Source organism: Rhizobium freirei PRF 81 (genome assembly GCF_000359745.1).
Taxonomy (GTDB): Bacteria; Pseudomonadota; Alphaproteobacteria; order Rhizobiales; family Rhizobiaceae; genus Rhizobium; species Rhizobium freirei.
This window is the reverse complement of sequence record NZ_AQHN01000056.1, coordinates 209,850-233,712: the sequence shown is the minus strand read 5'-3', so window position 1 is coordinate 233,712 and position 23,863 is coordinate 209,850. Positions and strand designations below refer to the sequence as shown.

The window sequence follows — 23,863 nt, the reverse complement described above, 5'->3', positions numbered from 1 at the left end:
TTTGCCCTCAGGCACGGGAGCCTCGGCTCCTCTTTTTGAGTGAGGAAACGAAAGCATGGGCAAGGTAACAGGCTTCTTGGAGATCGACCGTCAGGTCGGCAAGTATCAGCCGGCATCGGATCGCATCCGGCATTTCCGCGAATTCACGATCCCCATGTCGGACCAGGAAGTGCAAAAACAGGCAGCGCGCTGCATGGACTGTGGCATTCCCTATTGCCACGGCCCGACCGGCTGCCCGGTGCACAACCAGATTCCGGATTGGAACGACCTCGTCTACAACAACAACTGGGAAGAGGCGATCCGCAACCTGCATTCGACCAACAACTTTCCGGAATTCACCGGTCGCGTCTGCCCCGCACCCTGCGAGGAGGCCTGCACGCTGAACCTGGAAGATGCGCCGGTCGCCATCAAGACCGTCGAGCAGGCGATTGCCGACAAGGCCTATGAGCTTGGCTTCATTCGTCCGCAGCCGGCAACGGTGCATACGGGCAAGAAGGTCGCCATCATCGGTTCCGGCCCCGCCGGCATGGCGGCTGCCCAGCAGCTCGGCCGCGCCGGCCACGAGGTTCATCTCTACGAGCGCGAGAGCAAGCCCGGCGGCCTGCTGCGCTATGGCATTCCTGACTTCAAGATGGAGAAGAACTTCATCGACCGCCGTGTCGAGCAGATGACGGGCGAGGGCGTCACCTTCCATTGCGGCGTCAACGTCGGCGTCGACGTCAAGGTCGAGCAGCTTCTGGCCGATCATGATGCCGTGCTCTATTGCGGCGGCTCGGAAACCCCGCGCGAAGCCGGCATTCCCGGCGTCGAGCTGGCCGGCGTCCATGACGCCATGCCCTATCTCGTGCAGCAGAACCGCCGTGTCGGCCGTGAGAACATCGACAGCGCCGGCTGGCCTGCCGACCCGATCCTGGCAGGCGGCAAGCATATCGTCGTCGTCGGCGGCGGCGATACCGCATCCGATTGCGTCGGCACCGCATTCCGCCAGGGCGCCGTGAAGGTGACGCAGCTCGACATCCGCCCGCAGCCGCCGGAAAAGGAAGACAAGCTTGCCGTCTGGCCGTTCTGGGCGACGAAGATGCGCACGTCTTCCTCGCAGGCCGAGGGCGCAGTTCGCGAATTCCAGGTCGCGACGCTGGAGTTCATCGGCGAAGACGGCGTGCTGACCGGTGTAAAGTGCTGCGAAGTCGATGAGCGCCGCAAGCCGATCGCCGGAACGGAATTCGTCATCCGCGCCGATCTCGCCTTCATCGCCATCGGCTTCCGCGGCCCCTTCACCGACAGCGTGCTCCAGGAACTCGACGGCAAGCTGACGCTCAACACCGACCGCCGCGGCTCGACCAACGTTGTTGCCAACGACAAGGACTACAAGACTTCGGTCGACAAGCTCTGGACCGCCGGCGACGTTCGCCGCGGCCAGTCGCTGGTGGTCTGGGCGATCCGCGAGGGCCGTCAGGCAGCGCGTGCGATCGACGAGGCCCTGATGGGCTCGACGGTTCTGCCGCGGTAAGCCTCACCGATATCGCCTGTCAGTTATGAGAAAGGCCGGGTTCGCAATGAACCCGGCCTTCTGTCTTATCTGCTTGCCGCTATGTTCCAATTGTAGACGCAGCGGTCGAGCCCGATGGCGATCTCCAGCACCGTGACGTCATGGTCGGTCGCCAGGCCCTTCTTGGCCTGGTTGCGATAGCGCTGCGGGAAATCCGTGCGCTTGGAGATGGAGCAGACCTCCATCCATTTGTCGCCGTTATCCACTTCGATATCCATCGTGACCTGCGAGTAGGCCGGCAGGCGATCGGACGGAACGATCCTCGTCGGCAAATGGATGACCGATCCGATCATGCGGCGAACCGGCTCCAGGCTCGCTGCGTGATAGTCGTTGCCACTGTCGGCGGTGAAGGCGCATTGGAATTCGAGCTGCCAGAATTCCTTGAGCCGCACATTTTTGCCGGGCTGGTCCTGTTCGCGGCGGTAGGATTTGCCTGCCTGCCAGATGCAGAGAGGCAGCCGTGTCCTCGAATGATTGCCGAGGAGATGCTGCATGTAGACATAGGTGGATGGTGTCGTTTCCGGGCGAAGCAGAAGTTCGGCCTCGGTTTCCGATAGTCGTTCCTGCACCCATATATCCGAATTGGAATAGGCTTCGGAGACCAGGTTTCTCGGCATCAGGGTAGGGGCCTCGACCCTTCGGATATCCCAGGCGGGGTTTGCGGAGCGCAGGAAGCTCGAGACTTCGTCGGAAAAGAAGCGGATGAGGTCGTTACGCAGACGGATGTCTCGCTCTTCCCAGTGAACGAGCGAATTGACGTTGTAGATATTGAGCACGTGCCATTCTCCATGGGCAACGTTGATATTTTGGGGCAGGGGCTTTACGTCCAGCAATGGCCGGACGCACGATGCCTCCGGTCGTCACGACTGGACGCGGAGACCTCGGCCGGAGAAAGCGCGGAAAACCACAGCCTGCGGGCAGGTGCGGTGACGATCGATCTGATCTGCGCTATCGGTGCTCATGGCGCTTTTCTATTGGTAGGTTGTAGTGTTGTCAAACGGCATCCGGGGTGCCTACCGCGCCACCGATCCCTGTAGGCGGTAATCGTCCACGCGACCTGCAGGGGCAGGCGCCATCTGGCCCTTGTCGACCAGAAGATCCCGCGGTGATGCTGCCGGGGAGGTGGGCGCGGGCACGCTCCCCAGGAGCTGCGCGCCGCCATCGAGCTCAGGATCGGAAAGATTCATCGGCGGAATGCTGGTGACTTTCTCCGGTTCCGTGCCCGGTAGGCTCGTCTGCTGTGCCGGCAGCGGACTGCCGGTATCGAGGCGGGTGATGTCGGGGCTTGCCTGATTGCCCAGCAGCCGGCGCGCCGGCTTTTCGACATAGAAGGCGATCTTGCGCTTGCCTGCCGCGGTCATGTTGACGCCGTCGGCGGTTCTGAGACGCACCTGCTGGCCGTTAATGTCGGAGCCAGTGACGACGAACTCGCCGCTCTGATCGGTGAAACCGTCCCAGATGTCGACATATTCGCCGCCGACGGCTGCCATCTGGCTTTGATAGAGGTGGTTGAGCTTGACTGCACTCGCGGTCAGCTGGTCCGAACCGAAAGGCGGCAGGCCGACCCAGAGAAGGGGTATGCGGCGGTTCGTTATCAGCTTGGCGAACTGCTGTACGCGCTCCTCATAGGCGAGAAACCATGGGTCCGTACCGTATTTCTCGTTAAGGCCTGAGCCGATGATGGGCTGGCGGTCGTTGGCGCCGAGCATGACGACGACCATCGCCGGTTTCATCTGATCCATCATTCCGGACAATTGCTGCGGCCAGTTGTAATAATCCTGGCGGACGAGGCCGGAGGCGACATTGCCGCGCGCCTGGATGACGACGCCTGGCGAGGTGGAAAAGGCGTCTTCCAATCCGGTTCCAAGGCCGCTTGCCAGAAAATCGCCGACGACGAGAATCGTCTTTGCGTCCTGAAGCTTTTCCGCTGCTGGCGGCGTCTCCGGCTGTACCACCACCGGCTGGCGCGGTGGCGGCGTTGGCCGCTTGCGCGGCTGGCTTTTTCTTCGTGGCGGCGGCTGCTCGGCGGGCTGGTCGGGATAGTCTGGCTCGCGGGTGCCGAACAGCATGTCGAGCAAGTTTCTGCGTGGCCGCTCCTGCGCCTCGGCCGCCGGAGAAAGACAGCCGAACGCGATGACAGCCGCAATGAATGCCGCGAAGATGATTCTCAGGCTTGCCATGGTTGCGCGGGCAGGTCGCTCTATCATCATTTCTTTCCGCTCACGGCCCATGGTGGCATGAGGGCGGCTCCCTCGTCCAGCGATCCCGGATTCGACAGATGCGACGGCCTATTTGCGCAGCGCGTTCAACAGGTTCATCGAGGGCTCGCCGTCCGCGTCCATGCCGATGCGCTGCTGAACTGCAGCGATCGCGGCCTTCGAGCCGGAACCGAAATTGCCGTCGACGACGCCGTCATAATAGCCGAGCTGCTTCAATCGCGTCTGCAGCTCGAACTTCTGCTGCACGTTCAGCGTGCCGCTCGGACGTGGCCAGGATTGCTGCATGCCGCCATAGCCGGCGATTTGATCGGCCAGCAGGCCGACGGCGAGCGCATAGCTGTCGGATGCATTGTAACGCTTTACGGTGAAGAAGTTGCCGGTCATCAGGAAGCCGGGGCCGTTCGGGCCGCCCGGCATTTTCAGCTGCGCGCGGTCGGAGGTCTGGCGGAAGCCTTTGCCGTTGGGGCGCACGAAGCCGAGGGCCGCCCATTGAGCGATGGTGTGCGTCTTGCCGGCCTGAGCGTGGCTGCCGGCGGGCACGATGACTTCGTAGCCCCAGGTACGGCCGGTGCTCCAGCCGTTCTTGGCGAGAAGATTGGCCGTCGTCGCCAAGGCGTCCGGAATGGAGTTCCAGATATCGGCATGGCCGCTGCCATCGGCATCGACGGCGTAAAGCAGATAGCTGGTCGGGATGAACTGGGTGTGACCCATCGCGCCGGCCCAGGAACCATTCAGATCCTTGCGCGATATATCGCCCTTCTGCAGGATCTTCAGCGCGGCGATGAGCTGCTTTTTGGCGTAGCCGGCCCGCTTCGGATCGGCATAGGCAAGTGTCGCGAGTGCCCGGGGCACATAATGCAGCCGGTCGTTCTTGGCCAGAACGGCGCCGTAGTTCGACTCCATCGACCAGATGGCCAGAATAATGTTTCGATCCACACCGAAATGCTGCTCGAGCGTGCGTAATGTGGATGCGTATTTGACCGCCATCTTCCGGCCAATATCGACGGTATACGGATTGACACGGGAATCGAGGTAATCCCAGATCTGGGACTTGAATTCCGGTTGGTACTGCGCCTTTTCGAGGACTGTGGGGTCGGGGTCCGTCACGCCGGCAAATGCATTGCGATAGGTCGATTGCGTAATGCCGCTCTTTGCGGCGGTCGCATAGAAGCCCGCGATCCATTTTTGGAACCCTGGGTCGGCATTGGCGTTAACGGGAAGGAATCCCGCCAAGGCGCCGAGCGCGAGCGCCAGAGCGAGACCAAGAAGGGAGTTTTTGCGGTTTACGGTCATCGACAGCCTTGTCCATCAATCGTTGGATTTCGGTGCGGCGATGCGCGTAGCATCGGCCCAAGCTTGACACTAAACGAACGAAGTCAACAAATTCTTTACCATGGAAGCGGGGTTCAGTCATTATTTGCAAAACAGTAGCAAATTTAATCTACTGACCTTTAGAATGGCTTGGCGCCAACTGATTTAATGCCCAGGAGGTATGAGTGGGACAGCATAAGAAGGTTCGTAAGGCAGTATTTCCGGTCGCAGGACTAGGGACGCGGTTCTTGCCGGCGACCAAGGCGGTGCCGAAGGAAATGCTGACCGTCGTCGATAAGCCGGTGATTCAATACGTCGTCGACGAGGCGATGGAAGCCGGGATCGAGCATTTCGTATTCGTGACGGGCCGCAGCAAGCACGTCATCGAAGATTATTTCGACATTCAGTTCGAACTCGAGCATACGCTGCGCCAGCGCAACAAGAATGCCGAGCTGTCGCTGCTGAGCGGCCTGCTGCCGAAGGCGGGTACGGCGAGCTTCACGCGCCAGCAGGAGCCGCTCGGCCTCGGCCACGCCGTCTGGTGCGCCCGCGAGATCGTCGGCGACGAGCCTTTCGCGCTGCTGCTGCCCGACATGGTCATGCGCGCCGAAAAGGGCTGCATGAAGGGCATGATCGAGCTTTACGAGCAGAGCGGCGGCAACGTCATCGCCGTCGAGGAATGCGCTCCCGATCAGACACATAAATACGGCATCGTCGGCGTCGGCGATACGATCGGCAGCGGTTTCCGCATCACCGAAATGGTCGAGAAGCCGGCCAGGGGCACCGCTCCGTCCAACTTCTTCATCAACGGCCGCTACATCCTGCAGCCGGAAATCTTCCGCATCCTGGAAAGCCAGGAGCGGGGTGCCGGCAACGAGATCCAGCTGACCGACGGCATGCTGAAGCTTGCGCAGTCCCAGGATTTTGCCGGCTACCACTTCCGGGGCCAGACCTTCGACTGCGGCGCAAAGGATGGATTCATTCTCGCCAACGTCGCGTTTGCACTTTCGCGCGCAGATATCCGTCCGACCATCGAAGATGAATTGAAGGGGCTGATCGCTGCCTTGAAGTAGGCTGCCGATTCATCGAGACTGAAGACTGAGGCCCGGTTATGCCGGGCCTTTTTCATTGCGGAAGCAGATGGTTTTCAATCAAGATCATAGCGCTATGCGAAAGCGCGATCAGCGCTTTACTGTCAACCCGACGCCGGCCTGGAGCTGGCGCGTGTCGTCGCCGGCTTTTCTGGTGGTCAGCTGGTAGCCGATATTGCCGGTCAGATCGAGATAGCGGTTGATCCCCCAGGTCAGACCGAGCGCTGCGTCATATTCGGTTTCGTTGGCTGCGCTGCCGGAAGGATAATCACGCCAGATCGTTCCGCCCGTTACCTTGGCAGTGAGATCGTCGCGCAGCTGATGGCTCACGGTGCTGGTGAGGCGGTAAGCGGTGTAGCCGCCCAGGCCCGGGGTCGTCGACGGTTGAACCGTGCTCGAAAGGCCGATGCTCACATCGGTGCCGCGCTGCGGCGACCAGGCAAGACTGCCGTCGATCGTCGGCGAGTCGATCGAGGCAAGGCGCGCATCGTCGAATTCCGTATGCTGGTAGCCGAAGCCGAGTTCGCCCTTCAATTTCTCGCCGAGATCGATTTCGACGCCTGCCTTGCCGCCATAGCTCTGGTTCGAGCGCGCATAGCCGTTGCTGTCGCGCGTCTGGTCGTAGATCGCGAGGCCAAGGTCGGCTTCCACGAAGGGAATGATCACCGGCGAGAGCTCATAGCCGATGCGGCCGCGCCATGTGCCGGCCGTCTGGTCGCGATCGCTGAGGGTGATCTGGGTTCCGTCAGAGAGCACGGCGTCGGAATAAACCGTTCGCGTCAGCGCAACAGCGGTCGTGCCGCGCAGCAGGCCGAAGTCGCGTTCCAGCGAAAGCCCGGTGGAGAACTGATTGACGGCGGATTGTTTCGACGCGCCGGCAATTGCATTCGGGTCGTTGGTGTCTTCCCTATAAAATTGGTAGCCGGCGGTGACGTGGGCGGTGGTGTTGGCGGGAAGGTCAAGGCGCAGGTCGGCATTGATCGTGACCACAGGCTGTTCCGCGCCTGTGCCGCTGAGGTTCTTCTGCCAGACACCTTCACCGGTGATGGTCAGGGCGTGTCGATCCCAATCGGATGTCAGCGTGCTGCGCAAATCCGTTTGCAGGAAGGTGCGGTTGTTCTCGGTGGAACCGGTCTTGTTCCGCTCCATATTGATGGACTGATTGACCGAGGGGCGCAGGGTGAAGGTGCCGAGCGGTATGCCTTGCGCATCGGCGCGATCGGGATGCGCTCGTGTCCTCAGCCCATCGATGGCGGGTTCGCGTGAATTGACGCGGCGCAGATCGTCGCTGAGCGTGGAGCTCGTCGTGGTCGGATCGACATTGTCGAGGCGGAGGCGCATGTTCGGTGGCGTGTCCGCATTGCTGCTGGAGGCCTGGTTCACTGGCGATGTCGCCTGCGCATCGGCTGCAGATGCCGCCGTCCGGTCAGGCGCGGCGCCGGAGGTCGGTAGTGCCAACGGATCGTCGACGCTCTGGTCAGGTGTGAGCGCCTGGGCATTGGCCGACATCGGTACGGCGAATACGACACCCCAGCCCAGCACGGCAGATGTTGCCCATGCTGTCAGCCGGAGGGCACTTTTACCCGCCTTGTTCTTGCCGATGTTCATGTTGTTTATATCTGACCTTACTGGAAATGCGCTAAATCCTTACCCAAGTGTAAAGCCGTGTGGTTAACGCTTGGTTGCTAAGGGGCAGTTGTGAGGATCGCGGCGGTAATATTATCGGGGTAGAGCAGCGCACCGCGGCTGTTGGCACTGACCGATCTTCGGTGGACAGATTTATGGAAAAGCGTTAGGCCTCCCTCATGAATAAGAGAGCTGTAAAACTCATCGAGAACGGTGCGATCGAATCCGCCATGCGAACGATCGAGACCGAAAGACGGGGCATGGAGGCGCTGGAACGCGCGCTGAGCGACGGTCTGGCCGAGCCCTTCAGCCGCGCGGTGGAGGTCATCGGCGACATCAGCGGCCGCGTCGTTATCACCGGTGTCGGCAAGAGCGGCCATATCGGCAACAAGCTTGCCGCAAGTCTGGCCTCCACGGGCACGCCGGCTTTCTTCGTCCATCCGGTCGAGGCCAATCACGGCGATCTCGGCATGATCACGCAGGACGACGTCATCATCGCCATATCCTGGGGTGGCGAAAGCGCGGAGCTGCGCGGCATCATCAGTTATTCCCGCCGCTTCTCGATCCCGATGATCGCCATCACCGCAGGCGAGACCTCGACGCTCGCCCGCGAGTCGGACGTGGTATTGCTGCTGCCCAAGGAGCAGGAAGCCTGTCCCCACGGACTGGCCCCGACGACATCGACGCTGCTGCAGCTGGCCATCGGCGATGCGCTGACCGTGGCTCTGCTCGAGGCACGCGGCTTCACGGCCGAAGATTTCCGTACCTTCCATCCCGGCGGCAAGCTCGGCGCCAGCCTTTCGCATGTCGCCGACATCATGCATAAGGGTGACCGCGTGCCCCTGGTTCGCCTTGGCACCGGCATGCCGGAAGCGGCGATGACGCTGTCGAAAATGCGTTTCGGCTGTGTCGGTGTGATCGATGATGACGGCTGCCTGTGCGGCATCGTCACCGATGGCGATATCGCCCGCAATCTCGGCACCAGCCTTGCCGATATGCGCGTGGACGAGGTGATGACCCGTAACCCGAAGACGGTGAAGGAAACGACGCTGGCGACGGGCGCCATGGCCGTGCTCAATCGTCACAATATCTCGGCGCTGATAGTCGTCGACGATGCACGTCGGCCGATCGGCGTCGTGCATTTCCACGATCTGCTGCGGATCGGCGTGGCCTAGAGGGTTCCTTTCAGCATTCCGGACGGAAAACCGCTGTGCACTCTTCCCCGAGTTGCTCCTGTCAGGCCGGCTCGACCGTGAGGTCGCGGCCGTTGCTGGCGATGATCTTGACGCGGGTGCCGACGGGCAGATCAGGCCCCCTGACCGTCCAATAGGTATCGTTCAGGCGAATGCGTCCCCGGCCTTCGGTGATCGGTTGGTCGAGCGTTGCCGTGCGTCCGACCAAGCTTGCCCCGCGCTGGTTCAGGAACGGTTCATCCGTGACCTGGTTCTCGTTATAGAGATAGCGGCGGCCAAGCAGGGCGGTGATCACGGCGGTGGCCGCAAAGACGAGCCACTGCACCTGCCAGACCCAGAAGGCACTTGTCCAGAAGAGCAGCGACAAGGCCCCGACGATGATGCCGGCAAGCCCGATCCAGACGAGGAAGAAGCCCGGCAGGATCAACTCGGCGGCAAGCAGCACCAGACCCACCAGCCACCAACTCCAGGGGCCGAGTTCGACGACGAGATTGTCGAACATCTCAGCTCTCCTTTGATGTCTGCGGATTGATCGACGGCGTGGTGCGTGCGGGGCCGGTGCGTGGGCGAGGTGGCTGCGGCGCGCCGTCGCCATCACCATTGTCGCCGAAAACTTCGCGGGCGATGGCGCCGATGCCGCCAAGCGAGCCGATGATGGCGCTGGCCTCCATCGGCATGAGCACGATCTTCGAATTGCCGGCGGAGCCGATCGCGGTCAAGGCCTCCGTGTACTTCTGTGCGATGAAGTAGTTGATCGCCTGCACGTTGCCCTCGGCGATGGCCTCGGACACTACGCGCGTCGCCTTCGCTTCGGCCTCGGCCAGGCGTTCGCGAGCCTCGGCATTGCGGAAGGCCGCTTCGCGCTGGCCTTCGGCCTGCAGGACGGCGGCCTGCTTGGCGCCTTCTGCACGCAGGATCTGCGCATTGCGCAGACCTTCGGCCTCGAGAACCTGTGCGCGCTTTTCACGCTCGGCCTTCATCTGCCGGCCCATGGCGTCGACCAGGTCTTTCGGCGGCTGGATGTCCTTGATTTCGACGCGCGTCACCTTGATGCCCCAGGGCTCCACCGCCTCGTCGACCACGCGTAGCAATCGCTCGTTGATGGCGTCGCGGTTGGACAAAAGCTCATCCAGATCCATCGAACCCATGACGGTACGGATGTTGGTCTTGGTAAGATTGAGGATCGCGGTTTCGAGATTGGTGATCTGATAAGCCGCCTGAGCCGCATTCAGCACTTGGAAGAAGGCCACCGCATCGGCGGAAATGCTGGCATTGTCCTTGGTGATGACTTCCTGGGTCGGCACGGCGAGAACCTGTTCCATCACGTTCATGCGTGCGCCGATCGTTTCGATGAAGGGCACGATCAGGTTGAGCCCCGGCTCCAGCGTGCGGATATAGCGGCCAAAGCGCTGGACCGTGTACCGATAGCCCTGCGGCACGGTCTTGATGCCCGCAAACAGCACCAGGATGACCAAGACCACCAGGGCAATCACAACAATGCTGAAACCACCGACCACCATCGAACTCCTCCATGGACGCGCCCGCCTGCAGCGGGGGCGCGTCGCGTAAATCGCCACCGTTCTGCCCCTAACCGCTCGGTCGAGCATAAGAGGCGGCAGCTCAATCAGATGTGGTGGGTTAGCATGTTCTCGGCAAGTGAGGAATGGGGGCGCGACGGGTGTTCAAGCCTGCCGCGGCGGCGTGGTTCGATCAATCTATCGCGATCAAGGTCTTGCGCCGGACGATTGATCTTCATACCTTATCAGGTGAATTTCCGGCTCCGCTGCCAGGCAACCTTTCGAGCCAGGCTATTGCGCATCATCGGGGTGAGGCTATGAACATAGATAGGACCTTGCGGTCGGTCGTGGCCGTGCACGCGTCAATTCCGGAAGATGCTTTTACTGCGACAACGCTCGGTATCCGCAGGGAAGGCAGCGGCGTGGTCATCCGGGGAAACGGCCTGGTTTTGACGATCGGCTATCTGATCACCGAAGCGGACGAGGTCTGGCTGACGACCAATAGCGGTCGCGTCGTGCCGGGCCACGCGTTGGCTTACGATCAGGAAACCGGGTTCGGTCTGGTGCAGGCGCTCGGCCCGCTCGACGTGCCCGCCCTCGAATTCGGCGATGCCAACAAGGCGGAGATCGGCGATGAAGTTGTCGTCGCCGACGGGATTGGCCAGTTCGTCGAGGCAAAGATCGTCGCCAAGCAGGAATTCGCCGGCTATTGGGAATATCTGCTCGACGAGGCGATCTTCACGGCACCCGCCCATCCCTCCTGGGGCGGAGCTGCGCTACTCGACGAGGATGGCAAGCTCCTCGGCATCGGTTCGCTGCACCTGCAGATGGCGACCCAGAATGGTGACAGTGCCGATATCAACATGATCGTGCCGATCAACCTGCTGATTCCGATCTTGGACGACCTGATCAAGCGCGGCCGGGTCGATAAGCCACCGCGACCCTGGCTCGGCGCCTTTTCCGCGGAAAGCAACGGCGAGGTCGTTGTCATGAGCGTGACCGAAGGTGGTCCCGCCGCCAAGGCGGGGTTGCGCCGGGGAGACGTCATTTCCGAGATCCGCGACGGGGAGGTCGACGGGCTCGCCGACTTCTACCGCAAGATATGGCAGAGCGGACCCGCGGGCGCGGAGATCCCCATGCGCGTGCTGCGCGACGGCCGTGAGGCCTGGCTGCGCGTCAAATCGGCAGATCGCGGCAGCTTCCTCAAAAAGCCGCAGCTGCAATAGGCCTGCATCGCCGGCCCCGCTGCCGGCAGGTCTCAAGCCCAGCCGAGCAGCTCCCGCCGCACGACCTTCTCCAGCACGTTCATGCCGTCGTCGCTGTCGTTAAGGCAGGGAATATGGGTGAACTTGTCGCCGCCATTGTGATGGAAGGATTCGGCCGCCTGTTCGGCGATCTCCTCCAGCGTCTCCAGACAGTCCGAGACGAAGCCCGGATTGAGAACGGCGATGCGTTTCGTGCCGTTTTTGGCCAGCTCTTCCACCGTCTTGTCGGTGTAGGGCTGCAGCCACTCCTCCGGCCCGAAGCGGGACTGGAAGGTGACCATGAACTGGTCCTCGGAAAGGCCAAGCCTCTCGCGCAGCAGGCGGCCGGTCTTCTGACAGAAACAGTAATAGGGATCGCCCAGTTTGAAGTAGGACATCGGTATGCCGTGGAAGGAGGCGAGGATCTTTTCGGGCTGCCAGTCCAGCGTCGAGAGGTGCCGTGTCACGGAGTTGGCAAGCGCCTCGATATAAGTCTCGTCGTCGTGATATTGCGGCACGGTGCGGACCGCCGGCTGCCAGCGCATCTTCTGGAGTTTTTCGAACGCCTTGTCGTTGACCGTTGCCGTCGTTGCTGCCGCATATTGCGGATAGAGCGGGAAGAGCACGATGCGTTCGCAGCCTTCGTCCTTCAGGGCCTGGATACGGTCGGCAATCGAGGGCTGGCCGTAACGCATCGCCCAATCCACCCGGACATTGGGCAGGTCGCCCAGGCGCCCAGCCATCAGGTCGGACTGGTTGCGCGTATAGGTGCGCAGATAGCTTTCGTTCTTTTCCTTGTTCCAGATCGTCTCATAGGCTTTGCCGACCTTCTGCGGCCGGGTGTTGAGCACGATGCCGAACAGGATCGGATACCATTTCCAGCGCGACCATTCGATGACACGGCGGTCGCTCAGGAATTCCCGCAGGTAACGGCGCATCGAGGAATAATCGGTGCCGTCGGGTGTTCCCAAGTTGACGAGCAGCACGCCGACCTTGCCGTATGTCACGCTTGGGTGATCGGACGGAAGCGCGGTCGGGTCTGCTGTCATCGGTTGAATTCCTCTCAAGATACCAAGCACCTCACATAGGAACAAAAGCCGGCCCGGGGAAGCCCGGACCGGCTCGGATAGGCGAGACAAATCGTCCTTACTTGGCTGGAATCCTCAACTTTTCGCCGACCGGCAGATGGCGCGGCTTGATATTGCGATTGGCGGCCAGAAGTTTGCGCCATTGGTTGGCGCTGCCATAGTAGGTCTTGGCGAGACCCCACAGCGTGTCGCCGGCGACGACGACATGAGTCGTCGGTGTCTTCGGCGGTTCGCTTGCCGCAGCTTGCGGCGCGGCTGCTGCCGGAGCCGTGGCCGCGGCCGCGGGGGTGGCCGGCGTTTCAGCAGCGGGGGCTGACGTTGCAGACGTCGACTTTGTCGGGTCCGATTTTGCCGGAACGGGCGGGGCCGGCGTCGGGTTTGCCGGCATGGACGTGCTGGGCGTGGTCACGCTGGGAGCCGAAGAGGCGGGCGCCGTCGCCGCGGGCGAGGCGGCGGTGCCCTCGGCAGCTGCAGGTGCCGGTTTCTGCTCCGGCGCGGCCAGCGGCTTGGCATCGGCGGGCTTTGCCGGCTCCGGCTGTGCGGCTGCCTGGGCAGGGGCGGCCTGGGCTGCCGGAGCGACTTGGGCTACTGGAGCGACCTGGGTTACGCGGCCATCCGTATAGGGCTTGTAGGGATTGTGTGCGCCAAGATAGTCGGCGACCACCGCTTCCAGGTTGGGGCCGAAATCATAGGCATTCTTGGCATTTTTGGCAAAAACCGCATAGCCGTCGCCGCCGGCGCGCATGTAGTTGTTGCTGACGACGCCATAGGTCTTTTCGGGGTCGAGCGGCTTGAATTCCTTGCCTTCCTGGACGTCAACCGAGATCAGACGGCTGCCTGCGGGCTTCGACTTATCGAAGCTGTATTTAAGACCGGCAACCTGCGGGAAGCGGCCGGCACCGTCGTCGATCTGGCTGAGGCCATTTTCGAGCGCTGCTTTCACATCGGCGCCGGTCAGCTGGAAGGTCGCGACCGTGTTCTGGAAAGGCAGTACGGTCAGCACGTCGCCCATGCTGACATCGCCGGCGCCGATGGAGGCGCGCAGGCCGCCGCCGTTCTGAATGGCGATGGAAATGCCCTGTGCCCTGGTACGGTCCAGCATCGCGTCGGCCACCAGATTGCCCATCGAGCATTCCTGGACGCGGCAGATTTCGCGTGCGCCTTCGATCGGGCCTTGCGAGTTACCGATGACCTTCTTGCGCAGCTCTTCGATCGGCTTGGCCATCTCTTGCACGCGCGCGGCAATGGCGGGATCTGGCTTGACGGAGGAATCGAGCAGGATCGGGTCGCCCTTGGCGTCCTTGACGACGCCATTGTCGTCGAAAGTGACGACAAAATCGCCGAGATATTTGCTGTAGGAGGCGGCCTGAACCACCGGCACCTTGTAGCCTGCCGGATTGTCGACCATGGTCGGATAGGGGCCGGCGGCCTTCGGGTCCGTATTCGATAGCAGCGTATGCGAGTGGCCGCCGACGACGATGCTGACGCCGGCGATCTTGGCGATCTTGTCGACATCGCGCGGATAGCCGACATGGGTGAGCGCGATGATCTTGTTGATGCCCTGCGACTTAAGCGCATCCACCTCGGCGCTGATGGCGGCGGCATCGTCGGTGACCTTGACATGTGGGCCGGGGGAGGCGAGCTCCGGCGTTTCGGTCGTCACGGCGCCGACGATACCGATCTTTTGCCCACCGATATTGAGGACGATCGACTTCTTGATGCGGTTGCCGAGCTTCGACTGGTCGTCGATCACGAGATTGGCTGTCACGACCGGGAACTGCGCCTTGTCGAGAAAGGCGGCAAGCGGGCCCTCGCCATCATCGAATTCATGATTGCCGACGGTCATGGCGTCGATCTTCATGCCGTTCAGGAATTCGACCTCGGCCGCCCCTTTGTAGGTCGTGTAGAACAGGGAGCCCTGGAAATTGTCGCCGGCGTCGAGCACCAACACGTTCTGGCCGGCAAGAGCAGCGCGCCTCTGGTCGATGGCCGCTTTCAGCCGCGCGGCGCCGCCGAAGCATTCGTTCTTGGCTTCCTCGGCTGCAGAGCAGGTCGCATCGAACTTGTTGATCGACTCCACGCGCGAATGGAAATCGTTGAAGTGCAGGATATTGAGCTGATAGTCCGCGAAGGCGGCGCTGCTGCTGAGCGCCAATAGCGTAGCGGCCAAAAGACACGCTCCGAAGGGCTGCTTCATCTGTCTCTCCTGTTCGTCGTTGTAATCCGGCCCGCGCAAACCCCGCAACGGTCCCCCACCCGAATGTTTTCATCATGGCGAAGCGAGTGCAAGCAAAAGCTGTTGGCTTCATTAGGATTTTACAAAGCGACGAAGTGCGATCATCAGATCAGGCGCATGCCTCGATGGAGGCGCTTCCATAAGATGCCCGCAGTGCCGAGACGGCATTCCAGCCGACGGAGCAGAGGATCAGCAGGCAGAGAAAAGCGGCGGCGGTATGAAAGCGCCTGCGGCGATCGCGGTAGAGCAGGATCGCGCCGGCGCCATAGATTAGCAGTGCAGGCAGGGCATACAGGAGAACGCTTATCGGCCCGTCGCAATCGAGCGCTTCGATGCCCTGTGCCCGATAGGTATTGACGGGAAGGATCATCGCCAGAAGCGCGAGGGGCAGCGCGGCGATGAGGGTCAGATAGAGAGCCATCATCCCGCGCATGGCGCCCTATCCGTCCGCGCTGGCCGTTCAGCCCTGGCGATTGAGAGAGAAGTGTCCGCCCGTCTCGGACGTGCAGTTCAGCTGACTGGGGTTTGCCATGAAGCAATTCACCTTGGAACTGGTGCGCTTGATGTTCGAATAGAGATTGATCTGGATCACGCCGGAGGGGTCGGTCGTGTAGGTTCCCGAAGCCATCTGCTGGTTGGTGCCGTCGGTCGTGTGCGTCTCGAACCGACCGGCATTGAACGTCGAATTCAGGCCGTTTGAATCGGCCCAGCTGCCTTCCACCGAGTTTGCGCGCGGCTGTGCACCTGAGTTCATCGTCATCGGCGGGGGTCTCGATCCGCCGAAATCGACGCAGGCGGACAGGGCTGCTGCGGCAGCAACGAGAGAAAGGGTAGTTCTGAGCTTCATAAAGGTCTCCCGCGATGAAGGGCGGAGTGGCGTCGTATCGGTTGCGAGAAAGATGGCGCGGCTATTGGGTTAAAGCAAGGCTTCAGAAGGCAACTGCTTGATTTATCCCGCTTGCGTAACAAAAATGCCCGCACGACCTGTGCGGGCATTCGATCATCGCGTTTCGCGAATGCTATTCCTCTTAGCGAACGAGGATGTTCTTGAACTGCCAGGGATCCTTCGTGTCGATGTCTTCCGGGAACAGGCCCGGGCGGCCGTCGAGCGGGGTCCAGTCGGTGTAATGACCTTCAACCGGGCCGAGATAGGGCAGCTGCACTTCGAGGCAGCGCTTGTAGTCGATCTCGTCGGCTTCGACGATGCCGGCGGTCGGGTTTTCAAGCGCCCAGACCATGCCGGCAAGAACGGCAGACGTCACCTGCAGGCCGGTGGCGTTCTGGTAGGGAGCGATGCGGCGGGTCTCTTCGAGCGACAGGCGCGAGCCGTACCAGTAGGCGTTCTTGTCGTGGCCATAGAGCAGCACGCCGAGTTCGTCGATGCCGTCTTCCAGTTCGTCTTCGTCGAGAACGTGGTGAACCGGCTGCGGAGTGCCGCCATTGCCGAACATTTCGTGCAGCGAGAGCACGGCGTCGTTGGCCGGATGATAGGCATAGTGGCAGGTCGGGCGGAAGGTGACTTCGCCGTCCTTGTCACGGACGGTGAAATAGTCGGCGATCGAGATCGATTCGTTGTGCGTGACCAAGAAGCCATACTGCGGACCAGGCGTCGGGCACCAGGTGCGAACGCGGGTGTTGGCGCCCGGCTGTTCCAGGTAGATAGCCGCCTTGTTGCCCTTCTTGTGCTTCTTGGCGTTCTTCGGCATCCAATTTTCATGGGTGCCCCAGCCGAGTTCGGCCGGCTGCAGACCTTCGGAGATGAAGCCTTCGACCGACCAGGTGTTCCAGAAGACGTTGAGCGGCTTCGGATGCTTGGTGCGCTGCGTGTCGCGCTCGGCGATGTGGACGCCCTTGACGCCGACCTTTTTCATCAGCTTGGCCCAGCCTTCGCGGTCATGCTGATCCGGTTCTTCGAACTTCAGGCCGATATCCTTGGCGAGATTGACGAGCGCCTGCTTGACGAACCAGGAGACCATGCCCGGATTGGCGCCGCAGGTCGAAACCGCCGTCGTGCCGCCAGGGTTCTTTTCCTTTTCCTTGCGCATGGTTTCGCGCAGTGCATAGTTGGTACGGTCGGCATTGTTCAGGTTTTTGTCGAAATAGAAGCCGAGCCAGGGTTCGACAACGGTGTCGATGTAGAGCACGTCGAGCTTGCGGCACAGCTTGACCAGGTCGAGCGAACCGGTATCGACCGAGAGGTTGACGCAGAAGCCCTGACCGCCGCCTTCCGTCAGGAGCGGCTTCAAGAGATCCTTGTAATTGTCCTTGGTGACATACTCCTGGATATGACGGACACCATGCTTTTCCAGGATCGCCAGGTGTTCGGCGTCCATCTGCGGGTCGATCACGACCATCCGGCTCTTGTCGAATTTAAAATGGCGCTCGATCAGGGGCAGGGTGCCGCGACCGATAGAGCCAAAGCCGATCATTACGATCGGACCGGTAATTTCGGCATATACCGGATAGTTGTGTTTCGTCATTCTTTTCTCCTTCGAAAGGCGGGACGCCGTTCGGTTCACGAAATTCAATCAGAGTTTGCGCGAAAACGCGGGGTGAGCGGCTCTAATCATAATTTGATGTCACAATAAAGAGCTGTTCAGGGTTAGCCGGGCAAAGTCAAGTGCGGCCAACATACACGCCATATGCGACGAGTTTGTTGCCTACTAGGTTGGTTTTCGCTGACCAAAGCGGAATAGGGTTTGAGGCGCCTCCCGTCAATCAGGCTTTCAAGGTTTCCAACCCGTCGATGACGGTCGTGAGGGCGATTTCCTGAACCTCGTAGGCGGCGACGCCATGGATGGCAAAGGGATCGGCAGCGACATAGGCTTCCAGTTCCGCGCGCTCGCCGCGGGCGAAGATGACGCCGCCGGTGCGCGGCACCTTGCGGCCGGAGGCGAGGAACCAGCCCTTGGCATATCCCTCCTTCACCCAGGCCATGTGCGGCTCCATGTGCTTGTCGGCTTCGTCATTGCCCTTGAGGTAGGTGAGCGACAGAATGAACATGCAATCAATTCCATATAAGTTGTGCGCGGATCAGGCCGCGCAGGGAGTTGCCGATATAAAGAGTGCGATCTTTCAGCTCGTCGAGCCGGATGCGTCCGACACGCGCCTTGCGCTGGCAGATGAGTTCGGTGCGCAAGACGCCGGCAAGCAGGCCGGAAGAAATGGGCGGAGTGCGGAGCGCGCCCGGGCCATCCTCGAGGAAAACGGACGTGATCGTTCCCTCGCAAACCTCGTCCTTCTCGTTCAGCAGCAGCACCTCGTCTGCCTCATCGGGACGATATTCGGCGCGTGCCGCCTCATAGACAGCACGGCGGGTCGTCTTGACGCGCAGCAGCTTGTCGGCGGAAGAGAGCCGGGTGGCTGCGATGCGGACGCGCCAGACGGTATCGGGCGGCAGCGGGGTAAAGGGGGCCGTCATCACCTTCGTTTGCCCTTCACGATCCAGCGTCAGCCGAACTCGCAGGGGCGCGTTAGCACCGGCGACGGCATGCTCCAATTTTCCAAGCACGTTTTGCGGCGCCTGGAAGCCAAGGCGGCGGGCGGAGCGCTGCAGCCGGGCGAGATGCAGGCGCAGACGGACAAAGCCGGTTTTCGGCTCGTAGCGCAGCGTCTCGATCAGGGAAAAATCCTCTACCGGTCGATCCATCGGTCCCCCACGGCGAAGCGCGCCTTGAGGAGGCATTCCTCATATTCCGCTTCCGCCGTCGAATCGAAGACGATGCCTCCGCCGACATTGAACACCGCGCGGCCGTCTTCGAAAAGCGTGATCGTGCGGATCGCCACCGAAAAACGCATGGCGCCCGTGGGCGAGATCATGCCGATCGCGCCGCAATAGGCGTCGCGCGGCCCGTCTTCGAGCTCATGCAGGATTTCCATCGCCCGCATTTTCGGCGCGCCGGTGATCGAGCCGCAGGGGAAGAGCGCGGCAAGGATATCGCGGATAGATATGCCCGGCAGCAACCTGGCCTGCACATGGCTGACCATCTGGTGCAGGGTCGGATAGCTCTCGATTTCGAAGAGCTTGGGCACATCGAGCGTGCCGACTTGCGTGATGCGCGAGATATCGTTGCGCAGCAGGTCGACGATCATGCGGTTTTCGGCCTGCGTCTTTTCGTCGGCGAGCATGGCGGCGATGATCTCATCGTCCTCGGCGGCATCTCTACCGCGCTTGGCCGTGCCCTTCATCGGATGCGTCTCGATCCAGCCGTCTTCGTCGGTGCGGAAGAAAAGCTCCGGCGAGCGCGACAGGATGATCGGGCCGCCGAGATCGACGAGCGTACCGTATTTCACCGGTTGCCGGTCAATCAGCGACCAGAAGCCAGCGCGGGGATCGCCGCTCCAGCGGGCGTGGATCGGCATGGTGAGGTTCGCCTGATAACAGTCGCCCAGGCGCAGATGCTGGTGCAGCCTGTCGAAGCGCTCCTGATACGCTTCAAAATTCCAGGCCGCCTTCGGCTCCGTCAGGAATTCCCGGTTTTCGAGGCGTTGCGCCGGCTGGCCGAGCGGATGGCCATCGGTGGCGGGGGCATCGAAGGCGCCGAAGCAGACGAGCGGTATTTCCCTGTTCTCTTCGGCGAACGATGCGAGTTTTTCTTCGAAGAGATGGCCGGCTTCGTAGGCCATATAGCCGGCAAGCCATTTTCCCTGCCGCTTGGCTTCTTCCATTCGATCGAGCGCATCGAAGAATTGCGCGCGCGTGTGAGCCGTGATGATCTCTGCCGGTTCGGCGAAGATCATCACCTGTCCTGTGCTGTCGTCCCTGAAGAGGACGTAGGGTATGGCATCGGCCATGCGCGGGTGTCTATCGGGTCGTTGTTATGTCGTTTGTCAGGCACGTCCGTCATTGAAGCAACTTCCGTGTCTGGCCCCTCACCCCAACCCTCTCCCCGCCAATGCGGGGAGAGGGAGTTACCGCAGCCGCTACACCGTCGTTTGCAAAGAACGGTGCGGTGGATGCTGAGCCAGTCCCCTCTCCCCGCAAGCGGGGAGAGGGCTAGGGTGAGGGGCCAGGCACGGAAGTTGCGGCAATGGCGGACGTGCCTGTCCTGCTTGTCTTCAGCTCAGTCCTTATCTAACGCTTCCAGCTCGTCGATCAGCCCTTCGATCATCGACAGGCCCTTGCTCCAGAACGACGGATCGGTCGCGTCGAGGCCGAAGGGTTTCAGGAGTTCGGAGTGATGCTTGGTGCCGCCGGCCTTCAGGAGCTCGAAATACTTCTCCTGGAAGCCCTTCTCGGCATTGCGGTAGACGGCATAGAGCGAGTTCACCAGGCAATCGCCGAAGGCATAGGCGTAGACGTAGAAGGGCGAGTGGATGAAATGGGGGATATAGGCCCAATAGGTCTCGTAGCCCTCGGATATCTTGATGGCCGGTCCCAGGCTTTCCTCCTGCACGGAGAGCCACAGCTTGCCGACGTCGTCCGATGTCAGCTCGCCATTCTTGCGGGCGGTATGCAGCTTGCGCTCGAATTCGTAGAAGGCGATCTGGCGCACGACCGTATTGATCATGTCCTCGACCTTCTGGGCGAGCATCGCCTTGCGCTCGCGCTTGTCGGTGGTCTTGTCGAGCAGGGCGCGGAAGGTCAGCATCTCGCCGAAGACGGAAGCCGTTTCGGCCAGAGTCAGCGGCGTCTGGCACATCAGCGCGCCCTGGCCGCCGGCCAGCACCTGATGCACGCCGTGGCCGAGCTCGTGTGCCAGCGTCATCACATCGCGCGGCTTGCCCATATAGTTGACCAGCACGTAAGGATGCGCCGAGGGGACGGTCGGATGCGCGAAGGCACCCGGTGCCTTGCCGGGGCGCACCGGCGCGTCGATCCATTCCTCGTCGAAGAAGCGCTTGGCGATATCGGCCATCTCGGGGGCGAAATTGCCATAGGCAGATAGCACCGTATCCTTCGCCTCGCTCCAGGGGATCAGCGCATTGGGCGTTTCCGGCAGCGGCGCGTTGCGGTCCCAGAAGTTCATCTGGTCCATGCCGAGCCACTTGGCCTTCATCTTGTAATAGCGATGCGAAAGGCGGGGGTAGGCGTCGCGAACGGCGGCGGCCAATGCGTCCACCACTTCGCGCTCGACGCGGTTGGCCAGATGCCTGCTGTCGGCGATGTCTTCGAAGCCGCGCCAGCGGTCGGAGATTTCCTTGTCCTTTGCGAGCGTGTTGGTGATGAGCGTGAAGGTGCGCAGGTTGGCCTTGAAGGTTTCGGCAAGCGCCATGGCCGCCTTGCGGCGCATTTCCGGATCCTGCTCCTGCAGCATGTTCAAGGCGACTTCCAGCGCATGCTTCTCGCCGTCGATCTCGAAGCGCAGTTCCGCCATCGTCTCGTCGAACAAGCGATTGAACGCAGCGGCGCTCGTCATGGATTTTTCAAGGAACAGCTGCTCCAGTCTGTCGTCGAGCTGATGCGGCTTGTCCTTGCGCAGATCGACGATCCAGGGGCGATAGTGGCCGGCGGCGGGGTCGTTCGCCATGCAGGCATCCATGACAGCATCATCGATGCGGTTCAGCTCGAGCGGGAAGAACAGCAGGTGAGCGGCGTAATCCGTCAGCTTTGCCTGAACGTCGCCGTAGAGCTTGCCGTTGGCCGGATCGACCGTGTCGGAAAAATAGGTAAGCCCGGCAAACGAGCCGAGACGGCCCATAATATCGTCCAGCGCCTCATATTCCCGGATGGCGGCGCCGATGCCGGCGTCGCCGGTCTTGCCCGCCGCATCGGTGAGCTTTCCCTTCCACTTTTCCTCGAAGGCGATCGACATCGTGCCGGCTCTCTCCATGTCGCCGACGAAGGCCGGGGAGGTAGAGGAGGGATAGAGGTCGCCGAGCTTCCAGGCGGGCAGATCTCCAAGAGCGCTGCTCGCGGCGGCCTGGCCTGTGGAGAAATTAAGGGATTGACGGAGCGAGGTCGGGCTCATGGGCGATATTTCCTCTGCTTTATTATTTTGAAACGTCCGGTCCGATCGTGTCTATTCGGCCGGAAAGCCTGCTGCAAGGCCTGATTTTCCTACACCGGCGGGTTGAATCACAGGCGCTGTTACATTCGTCATAATGATTAAAATGCGATGATTTGGCAAAACTTCATGTTCAAGCCTTTCTGCGAATGTTCCTGTCAGGTTTCGCATGAAGTGAGGCACCAATGACCGTTTATAACAGCGCCAAGGGTGGCGCGCAGATTCTCGTTGTCGAGGATGATCCGATTCAACGTCGTCTGCTGAAAAATGCCATCGAGCGGCACGGACACGTTGCCCATCTGGCGGAGAATGGCCGTTTCGGCCTTGAGGTTCTGAAGCGCAGCAGCGATCAGATCAACGTCATCGTGCTCGATCTGATGATGCCGGAAATGAACGGTATCGAGTTTCTGGGCGCATTGAACGATATGGGGATCGACCTGCCCGTCATCGTGCAGACGGGGCAAGGCGGCATAGACACGGTCGTGCAGGCCATGCGGGCCGGCGCCTTCGATTTCGTCGTCAAGCCAGTGTCGCCGGAGCGCATTGCGGCGTCGATCGCCAATGCTTTGAAGCTCGACCAGCGTGAAGCAAAGGCCCGCGCCGGGCGCAAGTCGCGTTCCAGCGCCATCACCTTCGATGACATCGTCTCGGCAAGCCCGGCGATGATGCGCGTGATCGATCTTGCGCATCGGGCGGCGCAATCGAATATCCCCGTTGTGCTCGAAGGCGAATCCGGCGTCGGCAAGGAGCTCGTCGCGCGTGCCATCCAGGCCGCCAGCGACCGCGCCGGCAAGCCGTTCGTCACCGTCAACTGCGGTGCCATCCCGCATAATCTGGTCGAAAGCATCCTGTTCGGGCATGAGAAGGGCGCCTTCACCGGCGCGGCCGAGCGGCATGTCGGCAAGTTCATGGAAGCGGACGGCGGTACGCTGTTCCTCGACGAAATCGGCGATCTGCCGCTGGAAGTCCAGGTCAAGCTGCTGCGCGCCGTGCAGCAGGGCGAAATCGAGACTGTCGGCGCGCGCGTCGCGCAGAAGGTCAACGTCCGGCTGATTTCGGCGACCAACAAGGATCTCATCGAAGAGGTGAAGGCCGGTCGGTTCCGCGAGGATCTCTACTATCGGCTCAATGTCTTCCCGATCACCATGCCGGCGCTGCGCCGCCGCAAGGAAGATATTCCGCATCTGGCGCGTGCCTTCGCCGATCGTTTTGCAATCGAGCAGAAGCTCGACCATCCGCTTGCGATCAGCAACAGCGCACTTGCTTTGCTGACGGCCTATGACTGGCCGGGCAATATCCGTCAGCTCGAAAATGCGGTCTTCCGGGCGGTCGTCCTGTCCGAAGGATCGGAACTGCTGGATACCGATTTTCCGCAGATTGCGGCACAGCTGCCGGGCTATTTCGCCAACGAGCATCCGACCTTAGTTGTGGATAATTCGCAGACTCACGCTTCGGAAGCTGCAGCCGGAGAGCGAATGGAACGCGGCATGCGCGTCGTCTCCTCCGATGCGACTGCAACCTCTCCGCTTCCTGTCGGCGATGGTTTGTCGACCGGTTCGGACAATGTCATCGTCAGTACGAATACATCAGGAGATGTAAGAAAACTGGCGGATGTCGAGGAAGAGTTGATCCGATTCGCCCTCAAATTCTATCGCGGGCAGATGAGCCAGGTCGCAAGAAAACTCGGGATCGGGCGTTCGACTCTCTATCGCAAGTTGAAGGACTACGGGATAGACCCGGATGACCCGCAAAAAAGCGCCGCATGAAGGAGAGCTTAACGTTTAAGCAAGCATATTTTGTTACCCGTCGTAAAGCACTTGTTAGTGCATCGTTCACCATGTA

The 23,863-nt window shown here is 61.3% G+C and carries 19 protein-coding genes and 2 pseudogenes; 6 read left to right on the top strand and 15 right to left on the bottom strand.

Annotated features, from left to right (window positions below; genetic code table 11):
* Positions 1-55 precede the first annotated feature (55 nt).
* A complete protein-coding gene (locus tag RHSP_RS13115) occupies positions 56-1,510 on the top strand; it encodes a glutamate synthase subunit beta (RefSeq protein WP_004117535.1) in 1,455 nt (484 codons plus the stop codon).
* Positions 1,511-1,575: 65 nt separating this feature from the next.
* On the opposite strand, the gene RHSP_RS13110 is transcribed toward RHSP_RS13115, so the two are convergent.
* The 3 genes from RHSP_RS13110 to RHSP_RS13100 all read right to left on the bottom strand — a co-directional run bounded on the left by RHSP_RS13110 (position 1,576) and on the right by RHSP_RS13100 (position 5,061).
* Entirely contained in the window at positions 1,576-2,325 is a 750-nt protein-coding gene (locus tag RHSP_RS13110) for an aminoacyl--tRNA ligase-related protein (RefSeq protein WP_004117533.1), read from the bottom strand.
* Between the two features lie 237 nt (positions 2,326-2,562).
* Positions 2,563-3,756 carry an SGNH/GDSL hydrolase family protein gene (locus tag RHSP_RS13105; RefSeq protein WP_086005361.1) on the bottom strand — a complete coding sequence of 398 codons (1,194 nt, stop codon included), beginning with the start codon at positions 3,754-3,756 and terminating at the stop codon, positions 2,563-2,565.
* Positions 3,757-3,837: 81 nt separating this feature from the next.
* Complete coding sequence (locus RHSP_RS13100; RefSeq protein WP_004117527.1) at positions 3,838-5,061, bottom strand: lytic murein transglycosylase; 1,224 nt, start codon at positions 5,059-5,061, stop codon at positions 3,838-3,840.
* A 203-nt stretch (positions 5,062-5,264) separates the two neighbouring features.
* On the opposite strand from RHSP_RS13100, the gene galU reads away from it, so the two are divergent.
* On the top strand, positions 5,265-6,152 hold the full coding sequence (gene galU, locus RHSP_RS13095) for a UTP--glucose-1-phosphate uridylyltransferase GalU (protein ID WP_004117524.1): 888 nt from the start codon (positions 5,265-5,267) through the stop codon (positions 6,150-6,152).
* Positions 6,153-6,260: 108 nt separating this feature from the next.
* Here galU and RHSP_RS13090 read toward each other — a convergent pair whose 3' ends face one another.
* The gene (locus RHSP_RS13090; protein WP_004117521.1) at positions 6,261-7,778 is read right to left on the bottom strand and encodes an outer membrane beta-barrel protein; all 1,518 of its coding nucleotides are present in this window, start codon (positions 7,776-7,778) and stop codon (positions 6,261-6,263) included.
* Positions 7,779-7,975: 197 nt separating this feature from the next.
* On the opposite strand from RHSP_RS13090, the gene RHSP_RS13085 reads away from it, so the two are divergent.
* Complete coding sequence (locus tag RHSP_RS13085) at positions 7,976-8,971, top strand: KpsF/GutQ family sugar-phosphate isomerase (RefSeq protein ID WP_037151666.1); 996 nt, start codon at positions 7,976-7,978, stop codon at positions 8,969-8,971.
* Positions 8,972-9,032: 61 nt separating this feature from the next.
* Here RHSP_RS13085 and RHSP_RS13080 read toward each other — a convergent pair whose 3' ends face one another.
* On the bottom strand, positions 9,033-9,491 hold the full coding sequence (locus tag RHSP_RS13080; protein WP_004117515.1) for an NfeD family protein: 459 nt from the start codon (positions 9,489-9,491) through the stop codon (positions 9,033-9,035).
* Position 9,492: 1 nt separating this feature from the next.
* Complete coding sequence (locus RHSP_RS13075; protein WP_004117512.1) at positions 9,493-10,509, bottom strand: SPFH domain-containing protein; 1,017 nt, start codon at positions 10,507-10,509, stop codon at positions 9,493-9,495.
* 314 nt (positions 10,510-10,823) lie between these two features.
* Here RHSP_RS13075 and RHSP_RS13070 point away from each other — a divergent pair, with 314 nt between their 5' ends.
* Positions 10,824-11,732 carry a S1C family serine protease gene (locus tag RHSP_RS13070; protein ID WP_037151969.1) on the top strand — a complete coding sequence of 303 codons (909 nt, stop codon included), beginning with the start codon at positions 10,824-10,826 and terminating at the stop codon, positions 11,730-11,732.
* A 32-nt stretch (positions 11,733-11,764) separates the two neighbouring features.
* On the opposite strand, the gene hemH is transcribed toward RHSP_RS13070, so the two are convergent.
* The 9 genes from hemH to RHSP_RS13025 all read right to left on the bottom strand — a co-directional run bounded on the left by hemH (position 11,765) and on the right by RHSP_RS13025 (position 21,985).
* The gene (gene hemH, locus RHSP_RS13065; RefSeq protein WP_037151663.1) at positions 11,765-12,799 is read right to left on the bottom strand and encodes a ferrochelatase; all 1,035 of its coding nucleotides are present in this window, start codon (positions 12,797-12,799) and stop codon (positions 11,765-11,767) included.
* A 97-nt stretch (positions 12,800-12,896) separates the two neighbouring features.
* Positions 12,897-15,035: a 5'-nucleotidase C-terminal domain-containing protein gene (locus RHSP_RS13060; RefSeq protein ID WP_004117506.1), complete on the bottom strand. Its 2,139-nt coding sequence runs from the start codon at positions 15,033-15,035 to the stop codon at positions 12,897-12,899.
* Positions 15,036-15,183: 148 nt separating this feature from the next.
* A complete protein-coding gene (locus tag RHSP_RS13055) occupies positions 15,184-15,507 on the bottom strand; it encodes a hypothetical protein (RefSeq protein ID WP_004117496.1) in 324 nt (107 codons plus the stop codon).
* A gap of 27 nt (positions 15,508-15,534) precedes the next feature.
* Positions 15,535-15,921 carry an outer membrane lipoprotein Omp10 gene (gene omp10, locus RHSP_RS13050; RefSeq protein ID WP_004117495.1) on the bottom strand — a complete coding sequence of 129 codons (387 nt, stop codon included), beginning with the start codon at positions 15,919-15,921 and terminating at the stop codon, positions 15,535-15,537.
* A 181-nt stretch (positions 15,922-16,102) separates the two neighbouring features.
* On the bottom strand, positions 16,103-17,554 hold the full coding sequence (locus RHSP_RS13045) for a homospermidine synthase (protein WP_037151660.1): 1,452 nt from the start codon (positions 17,552-17,554) through the stop codon (positions 16,103-16,105).
* Positions 17,555-17,792: 238 nt separating this feature from the next.
* Complete coding sequence (locus RHSP_RS13040) at positions 17,793-18,077, bottom strand: YciI family protein (RefSeq protein ID WP_004117492.1); 285 nt, start codon at positions 18,075-18,077, stop codon at positions 17,793-17,795.
* A 4-nt stretch (positions 18,078-18,081) separates the two neighbouring features.
* Positions 18,082-18,723, bottom strand: a complete 642-nt coding sequence (locus RHSP_RS13035) for an aminotransferase class IV family protein (RefSeq protein ID WP_004117491.1) — start codon at positions 18,721-18,723, stop codon at positions 18,082-18,084.
* Positions 18,708-19,868, bottom strand: coding sequence for an aminodeoxychorismate synthase component I (locus RHSP_RS13030; RefSeq protein WP_004117489.1), 1,161 nt, complete (start codon positions 19,866-19,868; stop codon positions 18,708-18,710). The genes RHSP_RS13035 and RHSP_RS13030 overlap by 16 nt, the downstream gene beginning before the upstream one ends.
* Positions 19,869-20,137: 269 nt before the next feature.
* A complete protein-coding gene (locus tag RHSP_RS13025) occupies positions 20,138-21,985 on the bottom strand; it encodes a M3 family oligoendopeptidase (RefSeq protein ID WP_004117486.1) in 1,848 nt (615 codons plus the stop codon).
* A 221-nt stretch (positions 21,986-22,206) separates the two neighbouring features.
* On the opposite strand from RHSP_RS13025, the pseudogene RHSP_RS13020 reads away from it, so the two are divergent.
* Positions 22,207-23,458 (top strand): annotated as a pseudogene (locus RHSP_RS13020) (sigma-54-dependent transcriptional regulator); the annotation flags it as partial.
* Positions 23,459-23,565: 107 nt separating this feature from the next.
* Positions 23,566-23,787: pseudogene (locus RHSP_RS36020) on the top strand (helix-turn-helix domain-containing protein); the annotation flags it as partial.
* Between the last annotated feature and the right edge of the window lie 76 nt (positions 23,788-23,863).